This window comes from Methylocystis sp. L43 (assembly GCF_015709525.1).
Taxonomy (GTDB): domain Bacteria; phylum Pseudomonadota; class Alphaproteobacteria; order Rhizobiales; family Beijerinckiaceae; genus Methylocystis.
Genome location: NZ_JADNRA010000032.1, coordinates 109443 through 131057 on the forward strand (window position 1 = coordinate 109443; position 21615 = coordinate 131057).

A 21615-nucleotide genomic window follows, 5' to 3' on the forward strand; every position below is an offset into this window, starting at 1 on the left:
GCTTCCCGATCACATGAAGTCATGTGATCGATAAGGTATCGCGCGTTCTGCTCCACGCTCACCAATAGGCGAGAATGCCGCGCGCAAGCGGGTAGGAGAGGCCGGCGCCAAGCGCCACGCCCGCCGCGACGTCGCTCGGATAGTGGTGCGCCGTCGCGATTCGCGACCAGGCCATCGACAGTAGAAGAAGGCCGGCCGATAGCGTCGTCCCCGGCCAGGCGATGACGATGGGCGCGAGCACGCCGGTGAGCGTCATGGCGTGGCCGCTCGGAAAGGAGTGATCGTCGAGCGTCTTCAACAGCGACGGCAATCGCGCGTCGACATGGAACGGGCGCCTGCGGCCGAAGCGGCGCTTGATGATCGGATAGAGCATATGCAGCAGCGCGGCGTTCAGTCCCGCAAGCGCCGCGACATGCAGCCCTTGCCAGCCAAGGCCGATGAGGACGATGGGCGCGAGGATCAGATAGATCCAGCCATTGCCGAGCTTGCTGATCGCGACGGCGAGGAATCTGCCGATCGCGGAGCGCGCCGTTCGTGAGAAGAGATGAACCGCCGCGAGGTCAAGGTCGAAGAGACGTTGGCCCCACGTGGCGGCGACGCCGATGTCTGCTTGCGGCTCTGATGACGCGTCTCGCGTCAGCTTCGCCAGCTGGTCCGATGTGAACGCCATGACGCAACGCTACGCGACGCACGCTGCGGTTTCGCGACGCGGAGGCTGCGTTTACGTGACGTCGGGATAGAGGATGCGTGACGTTTATGTGATGTTTTGGTGACAGCGCTACGCGGGGGCGTGTTTCGCGAAGGCGCTGCGAAAGACGGCGTCGAAGGCGTCGGCGTCGACGTCGACCGTTTCGATCTCCGCGCCATCTTCGGCGACGCCGGAAAAGCGATATTGCGGGTCTGAAAACTCGAGACCTTCTTCGTCTTCGGCGCTTTCGTAAGGCAGCGCGATCTCGACCATCAACTGTCGCTTCAGCGACAACGCCCGGCCGACCACCGCGTCGATGCGGCCGTCCTCGCTGCTGAAATAACCGTCGAGAATAATCAGGCAGACGTCGGCGTTTGGCGCTTCGTCCTCCAGCCATTGCAGCGCGGCTTCGACGCTTTCGGCGACATCGATCTTGCCTGCCTCGCTCACGACGAATTGTTGCGGCTGGTCGACGCCGGCGTCGGACCGCGCCACGCCGAAGGGCGTCAGCATGCGTCCGCGCGCCAGCGTCGTCACGGCTTTCGCGAAGGCCTCGCCGGCCAATGCTGCGATGGGTTCGTTCGGAATTGGTTCTGCGTCAATGCTCATGACATTCTCCTCCGAGCAAGCGGAGTTCCGAGGTTCAATAGATCGAAGTTATCCGTTTCAAGATTGTTCATACCGACGTCGTCGCCTCTCGCAGCCATTGGCGCGTCTTCGCGTCCACAAGCGGCGACAGGATTTTGCGCACCCGGGCGTGATAGGCGTTGAGCCAGATGATTTCTTCCGGCGACAGCAATTTTGGTTCGACGCAATTCAAATCGAAAGGCGCAAGCGTGATGGTCTCGAAGCCAAACATCTCGCGTTCGGCGCCTTTGATCTCGCGCTTCTCGACGATGACGAGATTTTCAAGCCTGATGCCATATTCGCCGGCGCGGTAATAGCCGGGCTCGTTCGACAGAATCATGCCCGGCTGCAACGGCGCCGTCCCGAGCTTCGAAATACGCTGCGGCCCCTCATGCACCGAGAGGTAAGCGCCGACGCCATGGCCCGTCCCATGATCGAAGTCGAGTCCAGCCTCCCACAGCGCGCGGCGTGCGAAAGCATCCAACTGCGCGCCCGAGACGCCCTTGGGAAAGACGGCGCGGGCGATGGCGATATGGCCTTTGAGCACGCGGGTGAAATGTTCGCGCAATTGTTTCGAGGCCGGACCGACGACGACGGTGCGCGTCACGTCGGTCGTGCCGTCGAGATATTGCGCGCCGGAATCGACGAGATAGACGCCGCGACCGACCTTGAGATTGCTCGTTTCCGTCACCCGATAATGCGGGATCGCCGCATGTTGGCCGAAAGCCGAGATCGTCGGGAAGGAGATGTCGCGCAGGTCGCCGTTCTCGCGGCGGAAGGTTTCGAGCGCTTCCGCCGCGGAGATTTCGGTGAGCCGGCCCTTTGGCGCGGCTTCGGAAAACCAGGCGAGGAAGCGCGTCAGCGCCGCGCCGTCGCGAATATGAGCTTCGCGTGCGCCGTCAAGCTCCCTTTCATTCTTGATCGCTTTCGGCAGCGTCGCCGGATCGTCGGCGAGACGCGGCTTGCCGCCCGCCGCGCGCAAGGTTTCGACAAGTTTCGCCGGCGCCGTCGCGGAATCAAAGAGAATGGTCGCGCCGCGCTTGCCGGACAGCACGAGATCCTCGACGAGGCTTTCAGGCGTCTTCAGCGTCAGAAATTTTTCAAGCGCGGCGCGCACCTTCGGCGCGAGCTTCGCATCGTCGACGTAGAGCGTCGGCGCGCCGTCCTTGGGCAACAGGGCGAAGCACAGCGGGATCGGCGTATGCGCGACATCGGCGCCGCGAATGTTGAACGCCCAGCAGATCGCATGCGGATCGGACATCAGCGCCGCGTCGGCATCCTTCAGCGCCGCGCGCAGCTTCTTGATCTTCGCGCTGGCGCTCGCGCCGGCGTAACGCGCGGGATGAATCGCCACCGCGCCTGTCGGCTCGGCCGGCCGGTCAATCCAAAGCGCATCGATCGGATTGGCGTCGAGCGGAACGAGTTCGATCCTTTTTTCCGCGAGAGTTTTGCCGAAGCGTTCGATCTGCGCGCTGGTGTGCACCCAGGGGTCATAGCCGATGCGCGCGCCTTCGCGCGCATGTCCGCTGAGCCAGGCGACGGGCGTCGTTTGCGCGATGTCGAGCGGCTTGAAGAGCTTCGCGTCGATCTCGCCGCGCACCTGAATAACATAGCGGCCATCGACGAAGAGCGCGGCCTCTTTCTCCAGCACGACGGCGAAGCCGGCCGACCCGGTGAAGCCGGTCAGCCAAGCGAGGCGCTCCGCGCATTTGGGCACATATTCGTTTTGATGGACGTCGGCGCGCGGAACGAGAAAGCCGTCGAGCCCTTGCCGTTTCAGCTCAGCGCGCAGCGCCTTGAGGCGCGCCGCGCTGTCGCCGCGCAGGGCGTCGTCGACGAATGTTTGGAATTTTGCTTCGAACATACGCACAAACTATGCACGTCGCGCGCCATGGGCAATGGCTCTCGAACTGTCGACTTGCCCCCTCCCCAGCCCTCCCCCGCTGCGCGGGAGAGGGGGCAGGTTGCGGGACAACGAACAGGTTGCCGGGGGTTAGCCAGGTTTTCGCGTAATGGCGCGGATGATCCCCGCTCCCGCTTTAAAGGGGAAGGGGCAGGGAGGGGGCGTAGGACGCTCCGCCGCGTCTAAGAACCAGAGTCGCCCACCCGTCGATGTCGCCCCGCTCGGCCAGGAAGAACCCCTGGGCGCGGTAGGCGTCGAGCACGCCGCGCACGTCGCGCGCCAGCAGTCCCGAAAGCACCAGCTCCGCGTCGGCCGTCGCGGCGCGGGCAATCTCCGGCGCGAGCAGGCGCAGAGGCTTCGCCAGGATATTGGCGAAGATCAGATCATATTGGCCTTGCAGCGACGGGTGGCGGAGCCCGGTCGCGACGACCGGGCGAACATCGGCGCCGGCGCCATTGGCGCGGGCGTTGGCCGAGGCTGTCGCCACGGCGACGGGATCGATATCGCCGCAGGCGACGCGTTGGTGAAAGAGGCGCGCGGCGGCAATCGCCAGAACGCCGGTGCCGGTTCCGACATCAAGGATGCGCTGTGGGCGCCGGCGCTTGGCGATTCTCTCGAGCGCTCTAAGGCAACCGAGCGTCGTGCCGTGATGGCCGGTGCCGAAAGCGAGCGCCGCCTCGATCTCGACGCCGATGTCGTTTACGCGCCGCCGGCCCCGATCATGCGCGCCATGCACCAGCACGCGGCCGGCGCGGACCGGGGCCAATCCGGCAAGAGCGTTTTCCACCCAGTCCTGCTCGGCGACAGTCGAAAAGCGCGCCGCCCGCGCGGTTTCGGCGTCGGCAGCGGCCTCGATCAGGGCGAGGATCTGCGCTTCGTCGGGCGCGGTCGCGAAATAGACCTCGACGGACCATTGGGGGCCGTCATCCACCTCGAAGGCGGCGGCGGCGGTCTCTGTCGGCTCGAAGGTTTCGACGATGAGGTCGGCGACGGCGCGGGCGCGTTTTTCGTCGCAATCGAGGCGCAGCATGTGGCTGGCGTTATTGGGGGGAAGGCCTTCAAGCATGCGCGCGCTTACCACGGCCGGGGCGCGCGCGTCACCTTTCGCCAGGCGCCAGCGGCCTGTATTGTCGCGTTAGAGGCTGGTTCCAACGAGTTGAAGGCGTGAATGACCGAAAGACTTTCGATCTGTCTGATCGGCCCCAAGAAGGGCGGCAAGTCGTCGCTGCTCGCCTCGCTCGTCGACTGCGTCGCGCAAAGCGCCTTTGGCTATTCGCCGCGCCTGCGCCCCGCGCTGCAACCGATCACCGAGGCGGAATTCTACGCCGAAAGCGCTGAGCCGAAAAAACCCAATCTGCTGTCGGTCGAACAAGGCGACTATGAGCGGCTGCGGCGCGAATTCGCCGAGGGCGGCCTCGCCACCGACACACTCGACACCTACGAATATCGCTTCCGTCTGACGATCAACGGCGAAGCCCCGCCGGCGGCGGTGCTCCGGGGTCCCTGGCTTCTGGAGATCATCGACTCGGCGGGCGAGATCGCCGTGCCGCCGGACGGCGCGGAAGTCGCCATTCTCAACGATGTCAAAGCCAAACTCGCCCGGCAGATGCTTGAGGCTGACGCCATCGTGATCGTGCTGCCGCTGGTGCGGCTCGAGGATTCCGGCTGGTCCGGCAATCTCGCGCGCCTCATCGACCGCTTGGCGCTGGCGCCTGAGAAAAAGCTCAAGCGGCTCGTCGTGGTTTTCTCGCAATATGAGCGCTTGTTCGCCCGCCTCGGGCCGAGCGCCTTCACCTATGCCTGCGATCCGGCGGTGGCGCTGCACGCCTTGCGCAAATCGCTGCGCGCGGCGCAATGGCTGGATCGGTTGCGGGCGCTGGAGGCGCCGAACGGCGGCGCATCGGTGCGCTTCACGGTCTGCTCGGCCTATGGCTTCGTCAAGCGCTTTCAGAATCCCAACATCGATCCGCATCAGCCTGGCGAGCGCCGGTTTCGTCGCGCGGGCCTCGAAGGCGCTCGCGCCTATAATGAATATTGGCGGCCGTTTCTCACCGCCGAGCCGTTTCTTTACGCCGCGCTTGGCCTCGACAGCGCCTTCACCTTCTCCTATGCGCAGCTCGACGCGCGCATCGAGGAGATCGCCTGAAGCGCATTCCGTCAATTCTTGCTTAACGCTCTGTGCATAGGGTGATCGCGCGGATTTCCCGCGCGAAAGGACGCGCGATGCGCATAGCTGCGCCGAATGGCGACGAAACGGCCGAGATCTCTCTCGAACGGCTGCATTATGGGAAGCTCGCTTTTGGCGCGACGCTGCGCGTGCCGGCCACCGCGGGCTATGGCGTGACCTTGCGCAGTTGCAATCTGCAGCCGGCCGACGACCGGCTGCTTTCGCCGCCGCGTCTGATGGCGCTTCGCCGCTTCGAGCCTGAGCTTGTCGATCCTGCTTCGCGACGACGCGGCTCCTTCATCGCGCGGGTCGCCCCGGAGCCGAATTCTCGTCGCGCCATTTTTCTGCGCGCGCGCTTCCGGCCGGAAGACGGCGAAAGCGGCCATGGACGCCTCTATCAGCAGAGCGCCGTCTGGAGCGTGAGCGCCGCGGATTGGCGCCAACATCCGGCGGCGCTTCTCGCCATGGCGGACTCCGAGCTCGACGCGCGACCGGATCTCGTGACCGAAGACGAGGCGGCGCGTTACAACGCCGCGCCGGCGCGTTACCTCGTTCGCTTCATCGATCCGCGGGACGTCTGGAGCGCGCTCGAGGATGCGCTGGAAGCGACCCGCTGGGCGACGCCGACGCTCGAATTTCTGGCGCGGGGCGCCGAAACGGGCAAAGACGCGACGCTGACCTTTGGCGCCGACGATTTTGCCAGCGAGACCGAGTTTCTCGGCGCTGTCGGCCTCGCGCTGCAGTTTTTGCCATCGAGCTATCCCCGCTGGCGCGAGATCAGCGTCGTTTCCGGTCTGCTGCACACGCCGCAGGGTCTTTGCCTGCGCTACCTTCCGTCGCTGCGCGCGGCGGCGCGCGCAACACCCGTCGCCGCCTGAACTTCAGAGCGCTTATCGATCGCCACCATGTGATCGATAAGGCATCGCTCAAAATCAAAATGCTGGAGCAGCTTCTCATCGAAAAAGTCTGTCAACTTTTTCGAAACCTGCTCTAACCGGGCGAACGCCTGTCCATCGGACTCGGTTCAACGTTCAGATAGCGCTCGAGCGCGCCGGAGCGCCGCCGTGGCAGGTTCGCGGCGCCAGCGTCCGCGTAATAGGCGCGCGGGCCGCTGGCGAGGACGCCGTCGGCGGCGTAATGCAAGGCGCGGGCGGAGCGCGGCTTCAGCGCCGCGAACAGCCGCGCCTCAATCTGCCCGACGGTGATATTGTCGACGAGATAGGCGCCTTTGCGGTCGACGTGAGCGATTTCGTCGCGCACGAGCCGATTGAGGATGGCCATGATATTGTCGCGCACGTTCGGCGGCAGGGCAGACATTGCTTCGGCGTCAGGGTCGATCTCGCTCATGTCGCCGTGAACCGGCCGCGCCGCGCGCAAGACGGCTTTCATTGCGCGGATGTCGACGGGCTGCTCCTCGTCGTCGGAAAGATCGATCGGCGCGGCGAACTGACGCCGCTCGCGCGCCTCATAGCCGCGTTTGAAAATCTCCGACAGGAATTTCATGATGAACAGAAAGGCGTCCTGCGCCATGGCGACGCCGATCGCCATCGTCGAATCGGGGGTGAAGCTCCAGAAGGCTTCGCGCGCCAGTTCGAATTTATTGCGCTCGGAACTGTGCGTGCGCAGATAGGCGTCGCTCTTTTTCAAAAGCTCCCGCACCTCGTCGTCTGACAGCCCCGCCGCCTTTCCGGAGACGACGCAGGCGTCGACGAGTGTTTTAGCGTCGTTGAAGCCGTTTGCCGCGGCGCCCCTGTCAGACGCCGGCGCCGAGCGGATCTTGGCGACAATCGCTGAGAGTTCGTCGCGCAGCCCGGCTTCCAGCCCACATTTTTTATCGAAGGCCGCGCGCGCCGCGATCGTGTCGTCGCGCGCCGAGAGCAGATCGCGCGCCTCCCCCTGCGGTTCGCAGGTGAAATCGCGCGGCACGCTTCCCGGCAACGCATTTGATTGCCGCGCCGCCGCGAGAATTGGTTCGCACAGGGGCTTCGCCTCGCGCACGGCGCGCCATGTCGGCTCGAGGCGCAGCTGGTCGCGCAGCGCGGCGAGGTCGCGCAATGTCGCGTCGAGATCGAGGGCGGCTTCGCCCTTCGGCATCGGTCGGCCGGAAGCGGCGCTCGCAGTCTCGGCCTTCTGTTTGAGCGTGATCGTCTGCGCATTGAGCGCGTCGCGCCGCTTCACCGCGTTGGCGCGTTCGTTTGCGGGGCCGGCGAGCGTCTGCCTGAGCGCCGAGACGCGTCGCATCGCTTCGGCGGCTTTCTCCTGATGCCCGCGGCAATTGGGGCCGCAGGTCGCGCCCAGCCCATCGAGTCCGTGCGCGGCGTCGACGGCGAGCTGTTCTTCCTGACGCGCCGTGGCCGCCATCGACGTCATCTCGTCCTGTTTCGCTTTGATGATGACGTCGAGCTCGGCGATGCTGCGCTCAAGCGCCTCGATGTCGCGTCGCGCATCCTCGAGCTGACGCATCGCCGCCTGCGCGCTTTCCATTTCCAGCGCGGCCTGGCTCGCGGCCTGCGCGATGACCGCCTGCTGCGCCTCCTGCCGTTTGCGAATGGCGTCGCGCAGCGCCGGCCCGGCCTGCCGCGCGGTGTCGATGAGGCCGTCGATCGAATCGAGATAAGCCTTGTAGCTCGGCGTCGCGGCGATGCGCGCCGAGGCTGCTTCGTAAGCGGCGGCGATGTCTTTCGTCGCCGGCAGCAGGACTTCCGTCGCAAGCTCCATCGGTTGAAGCTCGGCGACGATCTTGCGCGAGGAGAGCTTGAAGATGTTGTTGTAGTAGTAGGTGAATGAAAAAAAGGCGGAGATCGAGAAGACGAAGGCGAAGACCAGCGCCGTCACGCCGGTCTTGATGATCATGCGCTCGCGCGCCATCCGCCGCCGCGCGATGAGCGCCGCCAGATCGACGCCGAGCGACCAGGATGTCGCAGCGAGCATGGTGAGGACGGCGGTCGTCGCGATCAGCGTGCCCGCGATCCCGATCACGTCTCCGGGCTCCCTCTGCATAATGTCGATCATGCCGGACGAGGTTGTGTAGAAGACCCAGCCCAGAACGGGCAGGGCGGCGGCCATGCCGAGGCGGCCGAGGTTGAGATCGCCGCTCCACAAGCGGGCGAGCGGCGAAATCAGAGCGTCGAAAAGTCCGAAGCGCCGCCGCGGGGCCGAGGCGTCGGGGACGCGCGCCTGCTGCGCGGAGGCGGTCATGGCGCGGACGCTCTCGACGCTGGAACCAGCCGGCTGCGCATGTCCGCTCCCTTAGAAAAAGCAATGTCGGGTTGGTGACGTTGCCGGCGAATTGAGACGGATTTGCGCTCCGGCGCAAGGGCGGACCGCCGCTGCGGCGCAGCGCGTTGGCGGCGCTCCCGGTGGACGCTTGCCGCTCATCGGACTGGGTGTGGTGCGGCGCGGCGCCCCGCTTCCCCTTCCCGAACGATTCGTGCTAGACGGCGAGATTATTGTCTGCGGCTGGGCCGTTCGGCCGCGACTCGCGCTGACGGGCCTTGAACCCGTCAAGTCATCAAGGGGTCAGCCGTGGCCATTCCGTTCCGCTATATCGCAAAAATCGGCGCGTATCTCGTCAAGCAGCACCTCTTGGGCGTGCGGCGCTATCCGCTCGTGCTCATGATGGAGCCGCTGTTCCGCTGCAATCTGGCCTGCGCCGGCTGCGGCAAGATCGATTACCCCGATCATATCCTGAACAAGCGGCTTTCGGTCGAGGACGCGCTGCGCTCGGTGGACGAATGTGGCGCGCCGGTGGTGGTGGTCGCCGGCGGCGAGCCGCTTTTGCACAAGGATTTGCCGGAGATCGTCGAAGGCATCGTCGCGCGGCGTAAATTCGCGATCGTCTGCACCAATGCTCTGCTGCTCGCCAAGAAGATCGACCACTTCAAGCCGAGCCCCTATTTCACCTGGTCGATCCATCTCGATGGCGACAAGGAGATGCACGACCGCGCGGTCTGCCAGGACGGGGTTTATGAGCGCGCCGTCGAGGCGCTCAAACTCGCCAAGTCCAAGGGCTTCCGCGTCACCACCAACAGCACCTTCTTTTCCGACGCCGATCCCGAGCGCGTCGCGAAATTCCTCGACGCGACCACGGCGCTCGGCGTCGACGGGATGACGCTTTCGCCGGGTTACGCTTATGAGCGGGCGCCGGATCAGACTCACTTCCTTAATCGCACCCGCACCAAGGAATTGTTCCGCGCCGTTCTGCGTCGCGGCCGGGGCGGGAAAGCTTGGGGACTCACCCAGTCGACGCTGTTCATGAATTTCCTGGCCGGCAATGTGAGCTATCGCTGCACCCCCTGGGGGATGCCGCTGCGCACGGTGTTTGGCTGGCAGCGTCCCTGCTATCTGCTCGGCGAAGGCTATGTGCCGACGTTCAAGCAGCTGATGGAGGAGACCGACTGGGACGCTTACGGCGTCGGCAATTACGAGAAATGCGCCGACTGCATGGTGCACTCCGGCTTTGAGGCGACCGCCGTCGCCGATTCGGTTCGCCGGCCCTGGCGGGCGGCCGCCGTCGCGCTCTTTGGCGTGCGCACCGAGGGGCCGATGGCGCCTGACGTCTCGCTCGAGAATCAGCGCCCAGCCGAATATGTCTATGACGAAAATATCGCCAGGCTTTCAGAGATCCGCGAGCACGAGGCGCAGCAACGGGCCGAGCAACGGTCCACAGCGGCTTAGCGAGACGAAGGCGGCGCGGGAATCGAGGCCCGCCCGGATCATGCCGCCAAGTTGATGCGGCCCGCGGATCAGCTCGCGGGCGACGCCGAGGGCATGAATGTCGCCCTCAGGCGTCAGCGCTTTAGCGACGAGCGGCGGCAGCGCGCGCGCCGCCGGATCGCTGATCGCGCGCAGCGCGACGAAAGGAATGTCGCGCCGCCGCGAGAATTCTTCGGCCAGATGCGATTCCATGTCGACCGCCACCGCTTGCGCGCCTTCGCGCAGCGCCGCCTTGGCGCCCGGGTTCATCGCCGGCTGATCGACGCCGATGATGGCCCCCGGCGCAACCTTGCAGCCGGCGGCGGCCGCGCCTTTCATCAGCACTGACGAGAGCCGCGAATGGGTGTCGCGCCGCGCGTCGCCCCCGACGATGGCGTCGGCCACGACGACATGGCCGGGCCGCAGCGCGTAATCCAGTCCGCCAGCGAGTCCGAAGCTGACGACGGCGGAAAAATCAGTTCCGCCAAGCGCATCGAGCGCTTGCCGCAGGCGCGCGACATTCGCGCCGCTGCACAACGTCGTGACGCCTTCGCCGGCGGCGCAGGCGGCCTCGCGCTTCATGCCGACGATGACGAGTATCGGCGCGAGGGCGCTCAGTTCGGCGGTTTTTCTACGGCCTGTCGCGCGCGCCATTGCTCCTCCGGCCGAGGCCGTATCAGCTTCATCGAAAAGATGCTTCTAGAGCCCGACCTGCACGCGCTTGCTGTTGGCGCGCCTCAAATTGCGATAGCGCGCGAGCGCCCAGAGCGGGAAGAATTTTCCATAGCCATGATAGCGCAGATAGAAGACGCGCGGAAAACCCGTGGCGGTGAAACGCGCCTCATTCCATAGGCCGGCGTCGTTCTGCGTCGATTGCAGATAGGCGATTCCCCGCGCGACCGCCGGATGGTCGACGTCGCCCGCCGCCATCAGCCCGAGCAGCGCCCAGGCGGTTTGCGAGGCGGTCGACGGGGATTTTTCATAGCCCTTGTAATCGAGCTTGTAGCTCGCGAGGTCTTCGCCCCAGCCGCCATCCTCGTTCTGGATCGCCACGAGCCAGGCGACGGCGCGCCGGTAAGCGTCATGGTCATGCGGCAGGCCGACGGCGTTGAGCGCGCACAGCGTCGACCAGGTTCCGTAGATGTAATTCGCGCCCCAGCGGCCGAACCAGCTGCCGTCCTTTTCCTGTTCTTTGAGCAGGTAATCGACGCCGCGCTTGAGACATTCGCTCGAGTCGATCGTATCGCCGAGCTGCGCCAGCATCGACACGCAGCGCGCGGAGACGTCCGCCGTCGGCGGATCGAGCAGCGCGCCGTGATCGGCGAAGGGGATGTGGTTCAAATAGTGGCATGTGTTGTCGGCGTCGAAGGCGCCCCAGCCGCCGTTCTTCGACTGCATGCCGATGATCCATTCCTTGGCGCGGGCGATGCGCTCGTCATAGGGACGCGACGCGTCATTCGCCGTAAGGCGATCCATCGCCGTCACGACGACGGCCGTATCGTCGACGTCTGGGTAATAGGCGTTGGCGTATTGAAACGCCCAGCCGCCGGGCCGAACGTCGGGCCGCTGCGCCGCCCAGTCGCCCTTGACGTCGAGCACCTGCAAGGGCGCGAGCCATTCGCAGGCCTGGCGCGCCTGTTCGCGCGCGTCTTCGTCGCCGGTCTCGAGCAGCGTGTGCGCCGTCAGACAGGTGTCCCACACCGGCGAAACGCAGGGCTGGCAATAGATTTCCGCATCATGCACGACGAGCAGCCGTTCGATCGCCTCGCGCGCCTGTTTCTTACGCTCGTCGCCGTCCGGCACGCCGAGCACGTCATACATCAGCAGGCTGTTGACGATGGACGGAAAGATGCCGCCCAGTCCGTCGACGCCATTGAGACGTTCGGTCGTCCATGTCATGGCGAGTTCGATCGAGCGCTCGCGCGGGCCGCTGGGCATATGCGGCTCGATCAAACGCAGAAGCTTGTCGATCTGCCCGAAAATATTCGCCCAGGGCCAGGTCTGGTGTTCGCCCTTGGGCCACACCTTCACCTCGTCCGGCGGCGTCGTGAAGAGTTCGGCGATGTGAATGTTCCTGGGGTTTTTCGCCCGCGGCTTTTTCGTCATCAGCACCAGCATCGGCACGAGAACGGTGCGGCCCCAATAGGAAATCTTATCGAGGTGGAAGGGAAACCACTTCGGCAGCAGCATGATTTCGACCGGCATCACCGGCACGCCGCGCCACGGGATTTCGCCGTAAAGCGCCAGCAGCGCGCGCGTAAAAACATTGCTCTTGGCGGCGCCGCCATAGGCGAGGATCGCCGCGCGCGCGCGCGCCATATGCGGCGCGTCGACATCGTCGCCGATCATTTTGAGCGCGAAATACGCTTTCACGCTGGAGCTGATGTGGAAAGGCCCGTCTTGATAGAGCGGCCAGCCGCCGTGATCGCCCTGACAGCGGCGCAGATAAACCGCGATCTTGCGCTCGAGTTCCGCGTCGACCGGCTCGGCGCGGAAATGGCGCATCAGCACATATTCAGCCGAGAGGCTGGTGTCGGCTTCGAGCTCGAAGCAGAAATGGCCATCGCCTTTGCCGAGCGACAGAAGCGCGCGCTTGGCGTTCTGAATGCTCGTCTCCAGCGCTTCGGTGGAAACGGCGGTGAAGTTAGCGTCAATACGCGCGGCGACGTTCATTGCAATCCTTTGTATGTGCGGTCACGCGATGCTGAGCGTCGCGAACTTCGCCGACTCATGATGCGGCTTCACGACGATCTCGACGTCCTGCCCCAAGGCGACGAGAAATCGCATGAGACGTTCCAGCGAAAACTGCCGGAAATCGCCGTGCAGCAGCTTCGACACGTCCGGCTGCTTCACGCCGAAGAGCTTCGCGGCTTGCACCTGCTTCAACCCGCGCTCCTTGAGCAGCGCTTCGATCTTGCGAACGAGCTGCGCCTTGAGGAGGTGGTCGTCGGGCGCCGCCTTGGCGGCGGGAGAGTCTTCGGTCATTTCGGATTGGGGAATGTAGTTGACGCACACTTCGCGCCGATCTGCGTGAGCTATAGTGAAATAACTATATCGTCAAGTCGCGTCTGGCTCATCGATTGCTACAGGGGCGGGTGAGGGCGCCTGGCGCCGGCGTGGCGCGCGACTTTGTCCGAAAGGTGAGCCGATGGACGAACTCTATGTGATTTGTCGGACAGACGAGATCGAGGACTCCGAGGCGACGGGATTCGTCCTGATGCGCGCCGAGGCGAGCGGCGACGCCGCCCCCTATCCGATCCTGATCACGCGCAAGGGCAACAACTTCTATGGCTTTGAGAACGCCTGCCCGCATGAAGGCGAGCGGCTCGACGTCAATCCCGGCCAGTTCATGGACGAGGAAGGCAATTTCCTCGAATGCGGCAGGCATCATGCGCAGTTCGACATCGACACCGGCCACTGCTTCATCGGCCCTTGTCAGGGTCAACGGCTGACGCCGATCAAACTCGTCGTCGACGAGGGCGACGTCTGCCTCACCGGCGTTCTGCTCGCCGAAGAATGAAAGGCGCTCTATGACCGATATGGCGGAACTGCAAAAGCGTAAGCAACCGCTCAATCTCGCGATCGTGCACGTCGACCCCGACGCTTTCATCGCGAATTATGTGCCGTGGCTCGAGATCACGAGTTTCATCACGGCGCTGCGCGCGGGCGACGTCGAGGTCCCCGCCGACGGCGTGACGCCGAAGCTGGCCCCGCAGCAGATCAAAGGCGCGGCGGCGGTGAATTACGGGGGAGACGCGCTCTTCGCCTTCTGCATGGCCGCGGCGCTAAAAGGCGACAAGGCCGCGGTTGAAAAGGTCGACGCGGCGCTCACCGAGCAGCTCGGCCAGGAGTATCCAGGATCGACGGCGCTGTGGAGTTTTCGTTCGCCCATCGCCTCGCCGATGAGCCTTGAAGATCATGTCGGACAGGCCGCGCAGAAAATGCTTGCTGGCGACATCCCGCCGCCGCCCTTGCGCGCGCGCGAGAACTGGAACGCCGGCCTGCGCTTCTTCGAAAAGGCGCGCAAATCGAATTTCGTGCATGAAATCGTCTATCCGCTGGCGTTGTGGACGCGCGCCAAATGGACCGAGACCCTGGAGAAGGGCGTCGCCTTCATGGCGCATATCGAGGACAGCGTGCCGGTGTTGCAGGAATGCCTCGCCGAGACGCGCAATGATCAGGCTTTCATCGCCAATATGCTGCTGAAGATGGCCCCGGCGATCGAGACCGATCTCACGGACGAGATGCAGGGCTTCCTGCGTTCGCTGTCGCGGCGGGTGTAGGCCGCGCCATGGCGCCGCGACGATGCGCCATTTTAAAAATTGCCGATGTTTTCGCCGGGCGAAACGAAGTCTTAACCATCGGCCGCCGATGGTCGTTCGAACGGAGCGAGAGGAGTGAGCATGGCTACGAACACGCAAGGCGAACGCGCACTGGCTGACCTCGAGGCCGGTAAGTTTTCTTTCCCGATGGTCGACTCCATCAGGGATCATGTGAATCAGCTCGACGCCGAGCTGCAACGCGTCAGGACGGAGCTGCAGCGCGTCAATTCGCTGCATGAGGGCGCCGTCAACCAGCTCAGGCAGCAGGAGTTTACGATCCTGCGGCTCGAAGGAGAGCTGCGCAAGCTGAACGCGAGGCTCTACGCCCTGCTGAAGGCCAATGTTCTGACGGAGGCCGCCCTGCGCGAAACGAAGCGCGGCGCCGCGAAATTCGTCGAACTTCTCCCCGTCGCGCGCAAGCATGCCGAGGAAGGGTCGAAGGCGGCGCTGGCCTATCTCTCGACGATTGATCTTCAGGCCAAAGTCGAGGCGGTGAAGACGCATCCGCTGACGGAGAAGACGCTCGCCTGGCTGGCGAATCTCGATCTGCGCGCCGAGTGGACGAAGCTGAAGACGCATCCACTGACGACAAAGGCCGTCAGCGAGCTGCAGTCGGCCCTTCTCAAGGCGAAGGAGAATCTGCCGGTCGTGCAGAAGCGGATCGCCGCGCTCGTTGAAAAGGCGTCGGCTTATATTGCCGAGCTGCAAAAGAAGGCTGCGTAAACCCGACGCGGGGCAGGGCGCAAAGCTGCGCCCGTCCTCTGCGCATACCGTCCCTGCGCGACCGGACGGGCGCGGGACTTCCGTTGCGTCTACCTGAGCGCAAGTCTGTGCGTGCGACGGGAGTTCGCAATCACGCCGGCGCCGATGTGCGCGCCGGCTTGACCGGTCCGACATCGACCTGAATCTCATCGCCCTCGACGCGAAGCGCATAGGGGTGGAGCGTATTGCGGACGAGATGCGTCACGCATTTGCCGCTTGTGCTGTCGAACCCCCATTGGTGGTGCGGACAGGTGACGGTCTGGCCGTTAAAGGTCGCTTCGCTCAACGGCATGTCCGCATGCGGACAGCGCCCGCGATAGGCCTTGAGTTCGCCGCCGGTCGGCCAGACCAGAAGCACGCTCTTTTTGCCGGCGTGAAAGAGGCCCATGCCGCCTTCGCCCACGGCGCTGGTGTTACAGATCGCGGTGAACGCCATCGGGATCGCCTTTAAGATTCAACATTGACAGGCGATAGCAAGTTACGGACCAGCGACGGCCTTGCACTGCGGCGACGCGCGAGGCGAAAAGACGAGGGTCTCATACGCATTTTGTGGTGCGGGCGGCCGGAATCGAACCGGCACAGGCCTTGCGGCCCTACGGATTTTAAGTCCGTTGCGTCTACCAGTTTCGCCACGCCCGCGGAGCGCTCGTTTATAGGGGCGCGGACCCGACGCCGCCAAGCGGATTATATGCGCCGTCTTCGCTGGCCCTCAGGCTTGGCGTCGGGCGTGCCGATCGGCGCCTGAAACGACAGTCCCGTGTCCCAGGGAAAGAAGATCCAGGTGTCCTGCGAGACCTCGGTGACGAAGGTGTCGACCATCGGCAGGCCCTGCGGCTTGGCGTAGACGGTGGCGAAATGCGCGTTCGCCAGCATGTCGCGCACCGCCTTCGCCGTCGCGCCGGTGTCGACGAGATCGTCGATGATGAGCACTTCGGAGCTTGGCCGCCCGAGAATGGTATCGGTCAGAGGCTTGAGCACCTGGATCTCGCCCCGCTCCGTTTCCTCGTGATAGCTCGCGACGCAGACCGTTTCGATGACTCTTATGCCGAGTTCGCGCGCGACGATCGCCGCGGGCACCAGACCGCCGCGCGTCACCGCCACAATCGCCGAGAATCCGCCGATGGCGGCGAGACGCCAGGCGAGCGCGCGCGCGTCGCGGTGAAAAATGTCCCAGGAGACCGGAAAGATCTTGTCGGACCCGTACATCAGCTTCAAGCCTCCCGATCACGCCGTCAGCGCGCCTTTTCCGTCGATAGCGACGCAATCATCTCGCGCGCCGCCGCCGTCGCGCGCGCCAAGAGCGCCGCGTCGCGACTGCGCAGCACAATCTGATTCCTGAATCCGGCGCTCGTAAAGGACGGATAGGAGCCGACGCTCACGCCATCATGGCCGCGCGCGATCGCTTCCAATCCCGCGGCGTAGGCGCCTTCCGGAACGCCGTACGCTTCGACCGTCTCGACGAGCACCGGCGGTCCGGCCGCGAGCCGCGGCCCGACCACGTCCATCATATTCTGCATGATCATCGGCACGCCGGCCATAACGATGACATTGCCGATCCAGAATCCCGGCGCCTTGGAAATGGCGTTGAAAATCAGCTCCGCGCCTTTTGGAATGCGCGCCATTCGCCGGCGCGCCGAATTCAGCTCGGCTTCTGAAAAGCGCTCGCTGAGCAGCGCAATCGCGCGCGGATCCTCGCCGATCTCCACATCGAAGGCGCGGGCGACCGCATCGGCGGTGATGTCGTCATGGGTCGGCCCGATGCCGCCGGTCGTGAAGACATAGGTGTAGCGGGCGCGCAGCGCATTCAGCGCCTCGATGATCGCCTCCGTCACGTCGGGCACGATTCGCGCCTCGCGAAGATCGACGCCGATCTGCGCCAGATAATTCGCGATATAACGGGTATTCACGTCCTGCGTGCGGCCGGACAATATTTCATCGCCGATCACGAGAACCGCCGCGCTCGCCGGCCTGTCTCCCGCCGTTTTTTGCGCCATTACCGGCCTCCCTGTCGCCGATTATGACCATGGCGGCCGTGAACGCCAGTCCTGGCGCTCATTCCGCAGCGGCGGGCGCGACCAGGGTAAATTGCTCGACGGCGGCGGCGAAGCGGTGCAGCAGACCCAGGCAGGCCGCAACGAAGACGATGTCGAGGGCCGGCGAAGCGAGGCTTGCCTCCTGCAAAATCTGCCCGAGCGCGCTCAGCAGGCTGACGCATGAATAGGTCGAGAGGCCATTGCGACCCAGCAGCGTGAAGAATGGAAAAAGCCGCGTTTGGCTCAGCAATGCGGTGATCTTCGAGAAATGAAGCACATAAGCGAGGGCGACGAAATCGACGATTCGGACGACGCCAAGATCCGTCTTGTCCCAGTCGAGATAACGTCCTGCGGCGTCGACAAGCCCGGGCGCCAAGCCAAACGCGTTGGAGACGATGAGCGACGAAAGGATGGTGAAGGCGAGCGCGAATTGATAGGCGACGGCGTGATAAGGCACCCCGTGGGTTTTGAGCGCGCCGCCGCAGTAGATTCCCAGGGCGAACATGAATTGCCAAGCGAAGGGGTTGAAATACCAGTAGCCGGGCTCCGGCCAGGTGGGAACGTTAAATCCCAGCAGGCGCGCGGCCGCGTAAAGCAAAGCCGAGGCGGCAAGCATGCGCAACCTGCCGCGCAAAGCGAAGGCCAGGAACGCCGGCGCAAGCGCAACCAGGACGATATAGAGCGGCAATATGTTGAAATAGGCGACCTGGTGACTGAGCGCGAGAATGCCGGCGACGCCCCGCGCCGGATCGGCGAAGGGCGCGGCGCGGCTGTTGTCGGAGACCAGAAAATCCCAGGGCGTGAAATAGGTTGCGACGCCATAGAGCGCCAAGGCCGTCGCGGTCAGAGCGAGGTGGGCGCCATAAAGGCGCAAAGCGCGGGCGCTGAGCGAAGCCGCCGCGTCGATGATATTGCGCCTGAATTTCTCGCCATAGGCCAGGGCGATCGACACGCCCGAAAGAAAGACAAATCCTTCCGCGGCGTCAGAGAAGCCGAAATTGCGCGGCGTGACTGCGCCAAGCACGTTGCCCGGAATGTGATTCACCAGAATGATCGCGAGGGCCGCGCCACGCCAGAAGTCTATTCCCTCGACTCGCTTTCCCTGCACGCGCTTTTCACGCCCCTTTGTCCCTGCGCCGCGCCACAGCAGCCGCGCCACGGTGGCAAGCCGCAGTAGCAAGCCGCATGCCTCTTCTGATACGGAATCTCGGCCGCGCCGCCAAGACCGCGCTCCGCGCTTTTCAGGGGAATCGCCGGCGACGCGCCGCCGCAGCCTTGCGTTGCCGCCTCAAACCATTACCTTGTCCAGCACATCCTTCGCCTAAGTCAGCCGAGCCGCCGCGTTACATGACCTTTATCGAATCTCATCTCGCGCCCGCCGCGCGCAAAAGCGGACAGATCAAGCTGCACGGTCCCGAAGATTTCGAGGGCATGCGCGCCGCGGGCAAGTTGACGGCGGAGGCGCTCGACATGTTGGTCGCGCATGTCCAGCCGGGCGTGACGACGCAGGCGCTTGACGATCTGGTTTTCGACTTCGCGATGGCGCATGACGCCTATCCCGCGCCGCTCGACTATCGCGGCTACCGCAAATCGATCTGCACCTCGATCAACCATGTCGTCTGCCATGGCGTGCCGGACAACAAGCCGCTGCGAGAAGGCGACATCGTCAATATCGACGTGACGCTTATCGTCAACGGCTGGCACGGCGACGCCAGCCGCATGTTCGCCGTCGGCGAAATTCCACGGCGGGCGCAACGACTGATCGACGTGACCTATGAGGCGCTTGAGCGGGGCGTCGCCGCCGTCAGGCCTGGCGCGACGACCGGCGACATCGGCGCGGCGATTCAGCACTATGCGGAAAGCGAGCGCTGTTCGGTGGTGCGCGATTTTTGCGGCCACGGGCTCGGGCGCGTATTCCACGATGAGCCCAATATTCTGCATTACGGCGCGAAGGGCGAGGGCGTCGAGTTGCGGCCGGGCATGTTCTTCACCATTGAGCCGATGATCAATCTCGGCCGTTCGCAGGTGAAAATATTGTCGGACGGCTGGACGGCCGTCACCCGCGACCGCTCGCTTTCCGCGCAATTTGAACATTCCATCGGCGTCACCGAGACGGGCGCGGAAGTCTTCACCAAATCGCCGGCGGGGCTCGACAATCCCTCTGCCGCGCGCGCCGACGCATGAAGAAGGCGGCTGACGCCGCATCCAGCGACGGCCCAGGCCTGCGCGATTCTGCGCCCCACTATCATGGTCACCGGCAGCGTCTGCGCGATCGCTTCATGGATGCAGGCGAAGCGGCGCTTGCCGATTACGAAATGCTGGAGCTGCTGCTGTTTCGCGCCATCGCGCGGCGTGACGTGAAGCCGCTGGCCAAGGCCTTGATCGCCCGCTTTGGCTCCTTCGCCGAAACCGTCGCGGCGCGGCCGGAGAGGCTTCGCGAAATCGACGGTCTCAGCGAGGCGGCGATCGTCGAAATCAAGCTCGTCGAGGCTGCGGCGAAACGTCTTGCGCGCGGCGCCTTGCAACGGCGTCCCGTGCTCTCTTCATTCATGGAGGTGCTCGACTATTGCCGAACGGCGATGGCCTTCGCCGAACGGGAGGAGTTCCGCATCCTGTTCCTCGATAAGCGCAACGCGCTGATCGCCGACGAAGTCCAAGGCGTCGGCACCATCGACCATACGCCGGTCTATCCGCGCGAGATCGTCAGACGCGCGCTGGAACTCGGCGCGAGCGCGCTCATTCTGGCGCACAATCACCCTTCCGGAGATCCGACGCCGTCGGCCGCGGACATCCGCATGACCAAGGACATCGCCGCGATCGCACAGCCGTTCGGCATTACGGTCCACGACCACCTCATCGTCGGCCGTCATGGCCATGCCAGCTTCCGAGGGCTGAAGCTCATTTGACGCGAAGTCCGTCAACAGGCGTCAGGATTGACGTGACACCTTCACAAACGGGCTGAGCCTATTGTCCTACTTCGTCACGCCGCTGATTATCGCCACTGCGCTCTTCATGGAGCAACTCGACGGCACCGTGCTCGCGACCGCGCTGCCGGCGATGGCGGCGGATCTTCACGAAGATCCCGTGGCATTGAAACTCGCTTTGACGTCCTATCTTCTGTCGCTTGCCGTCTTTATTCCGCTTTCGGGCTGGGCGGCGGATCGCTTTGGCGCCCGGCGCGTCTTTCGCGCCGCGATCATCGTCTTCACCTTCGGCTCCATTCTCTGCGGTCTGTCCAATTCGCTTGGCGCGATCGTGGCGTTTCGGATCGTGCAAGGCCTCGGCGGCGCAATGATGACGCCGGTCGGACGCCTCGTGTTGCTGCGCACCGCGCCGCGCCACGAACTTGTGCGCGCCATGGCCTATCTCACCATCCCGGCGCTCATGGGCCCGATGATCGGCCCGCCGATCGGCGGCTTCATCGCGACCTATTTTCACTGGCGCTACATCTTCTGGGTCAATGTGCCGATCGGCGCGCTCGGCGTCATGCTCGTCACGCGCTTTATTCCAGACATGCGCGAGGAATGGACGCCGCCGCTCGACATCGCCGGCGCGATCCTTTCAGGCGTCGGCCTCTCTTGCCTCGTCTTTGGCTTTACCATCGCGGGGCGCGGCTTCGCGCCGGCGCCCGTCGTAGTTTTGATCGTCGCGCTCGGTGCAGGGGCGCTCTTCGCTTATACGCGCCACGCCAAACGCACGCCCTATCCGATCGTCGACCTCGATCTCTTGAAGATCCCGACGTTCCGCGCGGCGGTCTTCGGCGGCTTTCTGTTTCGCATCGGACTCGGCGCCACGCCTTTCCTGCTGCCGCTGTTGCTGCAAGCCGGCTTCGGGCTCTCGGCCTATGAAGCGGGACTTCTGACCTTCGTTTCGGCGGCAGGCGCGATGGCGATGAAAACGACGGCGCAGCCGATCCTGCGGATTTTCAGCTTTCGGCGGGTGCTGATCGTCAATGCGCTCATCTCCGCCGGCTTTCTCGCCTTCAACGCCAGTTTCTCGGCGGCCACGCCGCATTTGGTCATCATGGGCGCGCTGCTCGTCGGCGGCTTCTTTCGCTCGCTGGAGTTTACGGCGCTCAACGCGATCGCCTACGCCGACGTCGATCAGGACGCGATGAGCCGCGCCACGAGCTTCGCCTCCGTCGCGCAGCAATTGTCGCTGTCGACAGGCGTCGCCATTGGCGCGGCGGCGCTGGAGGCGACGCGCGCGCTGCGCGGCGGCGGCGCGCTGCAGGCGGCGGATTTCGCCCCGGCCTTCATTGTCGTGGCGTTGATCTCGATGCTTTCGGTGATGAGCTTCCTGCCGCTCGCGCCCAATGCGGGCGACGATCTGACCGGCCGCCGAAAACGCGTGTAATCTCGCGGGCGATCACGGGCGGAGAACTCTTGTCGATGAGGATCGCGCGCGCCAGATCGACT

General features: G+C 64.5%; 21 protein-coding genes and 1 tRNA gene. 9 read left to right on the plus strand and 13 right to left on the minus strand.

Going from position 1 to position 21615, the window contains the following annotated elements:
- Positions 1 to 58 precede the first annotated feature (58 nt).
- The 4 genes from IYX23_RS12940 to IYX23_RS12955 form a co-directional block, all read right to left on the minus strand.
- The gene (locus IYX23_RS12940) at positions 59 to 670 is read right to left on the minus strand and encodes a phosphatase PAP2 family protein (RefSeq protein ID WP_196393906.1); all 612 of its coding nucleotides are present in this window, start codon (positions 668 to 670) and stop codon (positions 59 to 61) included.
- Positions 671 to 778: 108 nt separating this feature from the next.
- A complete protein-coding gene (locus tag IYX23_RS12945; protein WP_246716754.1) occupies positions 779 to 1297 on the minus strand; it encodes a hypothetical protein in 519 nt (172 codons plus the stop codon).
- Positions 1298 to 1364: 67 nt separating this feature from the next.
- Positions 1365 to 3179 carry an aminopeptidase P family protein gene (locus tag IYX23_RS12950; RefSeq protein ID WP_196393907.1) on the minus strand — a complete coding sequence of 605 codons (1815 nt, stop codon included), beginning with the start codon at positions 3177 to 3179 and terminating at the stop codon, positions 1365 to 1367.
- A gap of 175 nt (positions 3180 to 3354) precedes the next feature.
- Positions 3355 to 4284 carry a 50S ribosomal protein L11 methyltransferase gene (locus IYX23_RS12955; protein ID WP_196393908.1) on the minus strand — a complete coding sequence of 310 codons (930 nt, stop codon included), beginning with the start codon at positions 4282 to 4284 and terminating at the stop codon, positions 3355 to 3357.
- Between the two features lie 102 nt (positions 4285 to 4386).
- Between IYX23_RS12955 and IYX23_RS12960 the strand changes: the two genes are divergently transcribed.
- Both IYX23_RS12960 and IYX23_RS12965 read left to right on the plus strand, forming a co-directional pair.
- A complete protein-coding gene (locus IYX23_RS12960; protein ID WP_196393909.1) occupies positions 4387 to 5364 on the plus strand; it encodes a hypothetical protein in 978 nt (325 codons plus the stop codon).
- Positions 5365 to 5441: 77 nt separating this feature from the next.
- Positions 5442 to 6263 carry a hypothetical protein gene (locus IYX23_RS12965; RefSeq protein ID WP_196393910.1) on the plus strand — a complete coding sequence of 274 codons (822 nt, stop codon included), beginning with the start codon at positions 5442 to 5444 and terminating at the stop codon, positions 6261 to 6263.
- A gap of 112 nt (positions 6264 to 6375) precedes the next feature.
- Here IYX23_RS12965 and IYX23_RS12970 read toward each other — a convergent pair whose 3' ends face one another.
- A complete protein-coding gene (locus IYX23_RS12970; protein ID WP_196393911.1) occupies positions 6376 to 8583 on the minus strand; it encodes a hypothetical protein in 2208 nt (735 codons plus the stop codon).
- Positions 8584 to 8910: 327 nt separating this feature from the next.
- Here IYX23_RS12970 and hpnH point away from each other — a divergent pair, with 327 nt between their 5' ends.
- Positions 8911 to 10062, plus strand: a complete 1152-nt coding sequence (gene hpnH / locus IYX23_RS12975) for an adenosyl-hopene transferase HpnH (RefSeq protein ID WP_196393912.1) — start codon at positions 8911 to 8913, stop codon at positions 10060 to 10062.
- On the opposite strand, the gene IYX23_RS12980 is transcribed toward hpnH, so the two are convergent.
- The 3 genes from IYX23_RS12980 to IYX23_RS12990 are packed head-to-tail and all read right to left on the minus strand — an operon-like array spanning position 10003 to position 13065.
- Positions 10003 to 10734, minus strand: coding sequence for a phosphorylase (locus IYX23_RS12980; protein WP_196393913.1), 732 nt, complete (start codon positions 10732 to 10734; stop codon positions 10003 to 10005). The genes hpnH and IYX23_RS12980 overlap by 60 nt on opposite strands.
- 45 nt (positions 10735 to 10779) lie before the next feature.
- Positions 10780 to 12753 (minus strand): squalene--hopene cyclase, encoded by a 1974-nt coding sequence (gene shc / locus IYX23_RS12985; RefSeq protein WP_196393914.1) that lies wholly within the window; start codon positions 12751 to 12753, stop codon positions 10780 to 10782.
- Between the two features lie 21 nt (positions 12754 to 12774).
- Entirely contained in the window at positions 12775 to 13065 is a 291-nt protein-coding gene (locus tag IYX23_RS12990; RefSeq protein WP_196393915.1) for a helix-turn-helix transcriptional regulator, read from the minus strand.
- A gap of 163 nt (positions 13066 to 13228) precedes the next feature.
- Here IYX23_RS12990 and IYX23_RS12995 point away from each other — a divergent pair, with 163 nt between their 5' ends.
- The 3 genes from IYX23_RS12995 (at position 13229) to IYX23_RS13005 (ending at position 15125) form a co-directional block, all read left to right on the plus strand.
- Complete coding sequence (locus tag IYX23_RS12995) at positions 13229 to 13600, plus strand: Rieske 2Fe-2S domain-containing protein (RefSeq protein WP_018407047.1); 372 nt, start codon at positions 13229 to 13231, stop codon at positions 13598 to 13600.
- 10 nt (positions 13601 to 13610) lie between these two features.
- The gene (locus IYX23_RS13000) at positions 13611 to 14363 is read left to right on the plus strand and encodes a hypothetical protein (protein WP_196393916.1); all 753 of its coding nucleotides are present in this window, start codon (positions 13611 to 13613) and stop codon (positions 14361 to 14363) included.
- A gap of 120 nt (positions 14364 to 14483) precedes the next feature.
- Positions 14484 to 15125, plus strand: a complete 642-nt coding sequence (locus tag IYX23_RS13005) for a hypothetical protein (RefSeq protein WP_196393917.1) — start codon at positions 14484 to 14486, stop codon at positions 15123 to 15125.
- 130 nt (positions 15126 to 15255) lie between these two features.
- Here IYX23_RS13005 and IYX23_RS13010 read toward each other — a convergent pair whose 3' ends face one another.
- From IYX23_RS13010 to opgC, 5 genes are all read right to left on the minus strand, one after another.
- Positions 15256 to 15600 (minus strand): Rieske 2Fe-2S domain-containing protein, encoded by a 345-nt coding sequence (locus tag IYX23_RS13010; RefSeq protein WP_196393918.1) that lies wholly within the window; start codon positions 15598 to 15600, stop codon positions 15256 to 15258.
- Positions 15601 to 15714: 114 nt separating this feature from the next.
- A tRNA-Leu gene (locus tag IYX23_RS13015) sits at positions 15715 to 15803 on the minus strand.
- A 45-nt stretch (positions 15804 to 15848) separates the two neighbouring features.
- Positions 15849 to 16370 carry a xanthine phosphoribosyltransferase gene (gene gpt, locus IYX23_RS13020; RefSeq protein ID WP_196393919.1) on the minus strand — a complete coding sequence of 174 codons (522 nt, stop codon included), beginning with the start codon at positions 16368 to 16370 and terminating at the stop codon, positions 15849 to 15851.
- A gap of 26 nt (positions 16371 to 16396) precedes the next feature.
- The gene (locus tag IYX23_RS13025; protein WP_196393920.1) at positions 16397 to 17158 is read right to left on the minus strand and encodes a molybdopterin-binding protein; all 762 of its coding nucleotides are present in this window, start codon (positions 17156 to 17158) and stop codon (positions 16397 to 16399) included.
- Between the two features lie 58 nt (positions 17159 to 17216).
- Positions 17217 to 18377 (minus strand): OpgC domain-containing protein, encoded by a 1161-nt coding sequence (gene opgC, locus IYX23_RS13030; protein WP_246716756.1) that lies wholly within the window; start codon positions 18375 to 18377, stop codon positions 17217 to 17219.
- Between the two features lie 167 nt (positions 18378 to 18544).
- Here opgC and map point away from each other — a divergent pair, with 167 nt between their 5' ends.
- From map to IYX23_RS13045, 3 genes are all read left to right on the plus strand, one after another.
- The gene (gene map, locus IYX23_RS13035; protein WP_196393921.1) at positions 18545 to 19381 is read left to right on the plus strand and encodes a type I methionyl aminopeptidase; all 837 of its coding nucleotides are present in this window, start codon (positions 18545 to 18547) and stop codon (positions 19379 to 19381) included.
- Positions 19378 to 20103, plus strand: a complete 726-nt coding sequence (gene radC, locus IYX23_RS13040; protein WP_196393922.1) for a DNA repair protein RadC — start codon at positions 19378 to 19380, stop codon at positions 20101 to 20103. The genes map and radC overlap by 4 nt, the downstream gene beginning before the upstream one ends.
- A gap of 61 nt (positions 20104 to 20164) precedes the next feature.
- Entirely contained in the window at positions 20165 to 21553 is a 1389-nt protein-coding gene (locus IYX23_RS13045) for a DHA2 family efflux MFS transporter permease subunit (protein WP_196393923.1), read from the plus strand.
- Positions 21554 to 21615: the final 62 nt, after the last annotated feature.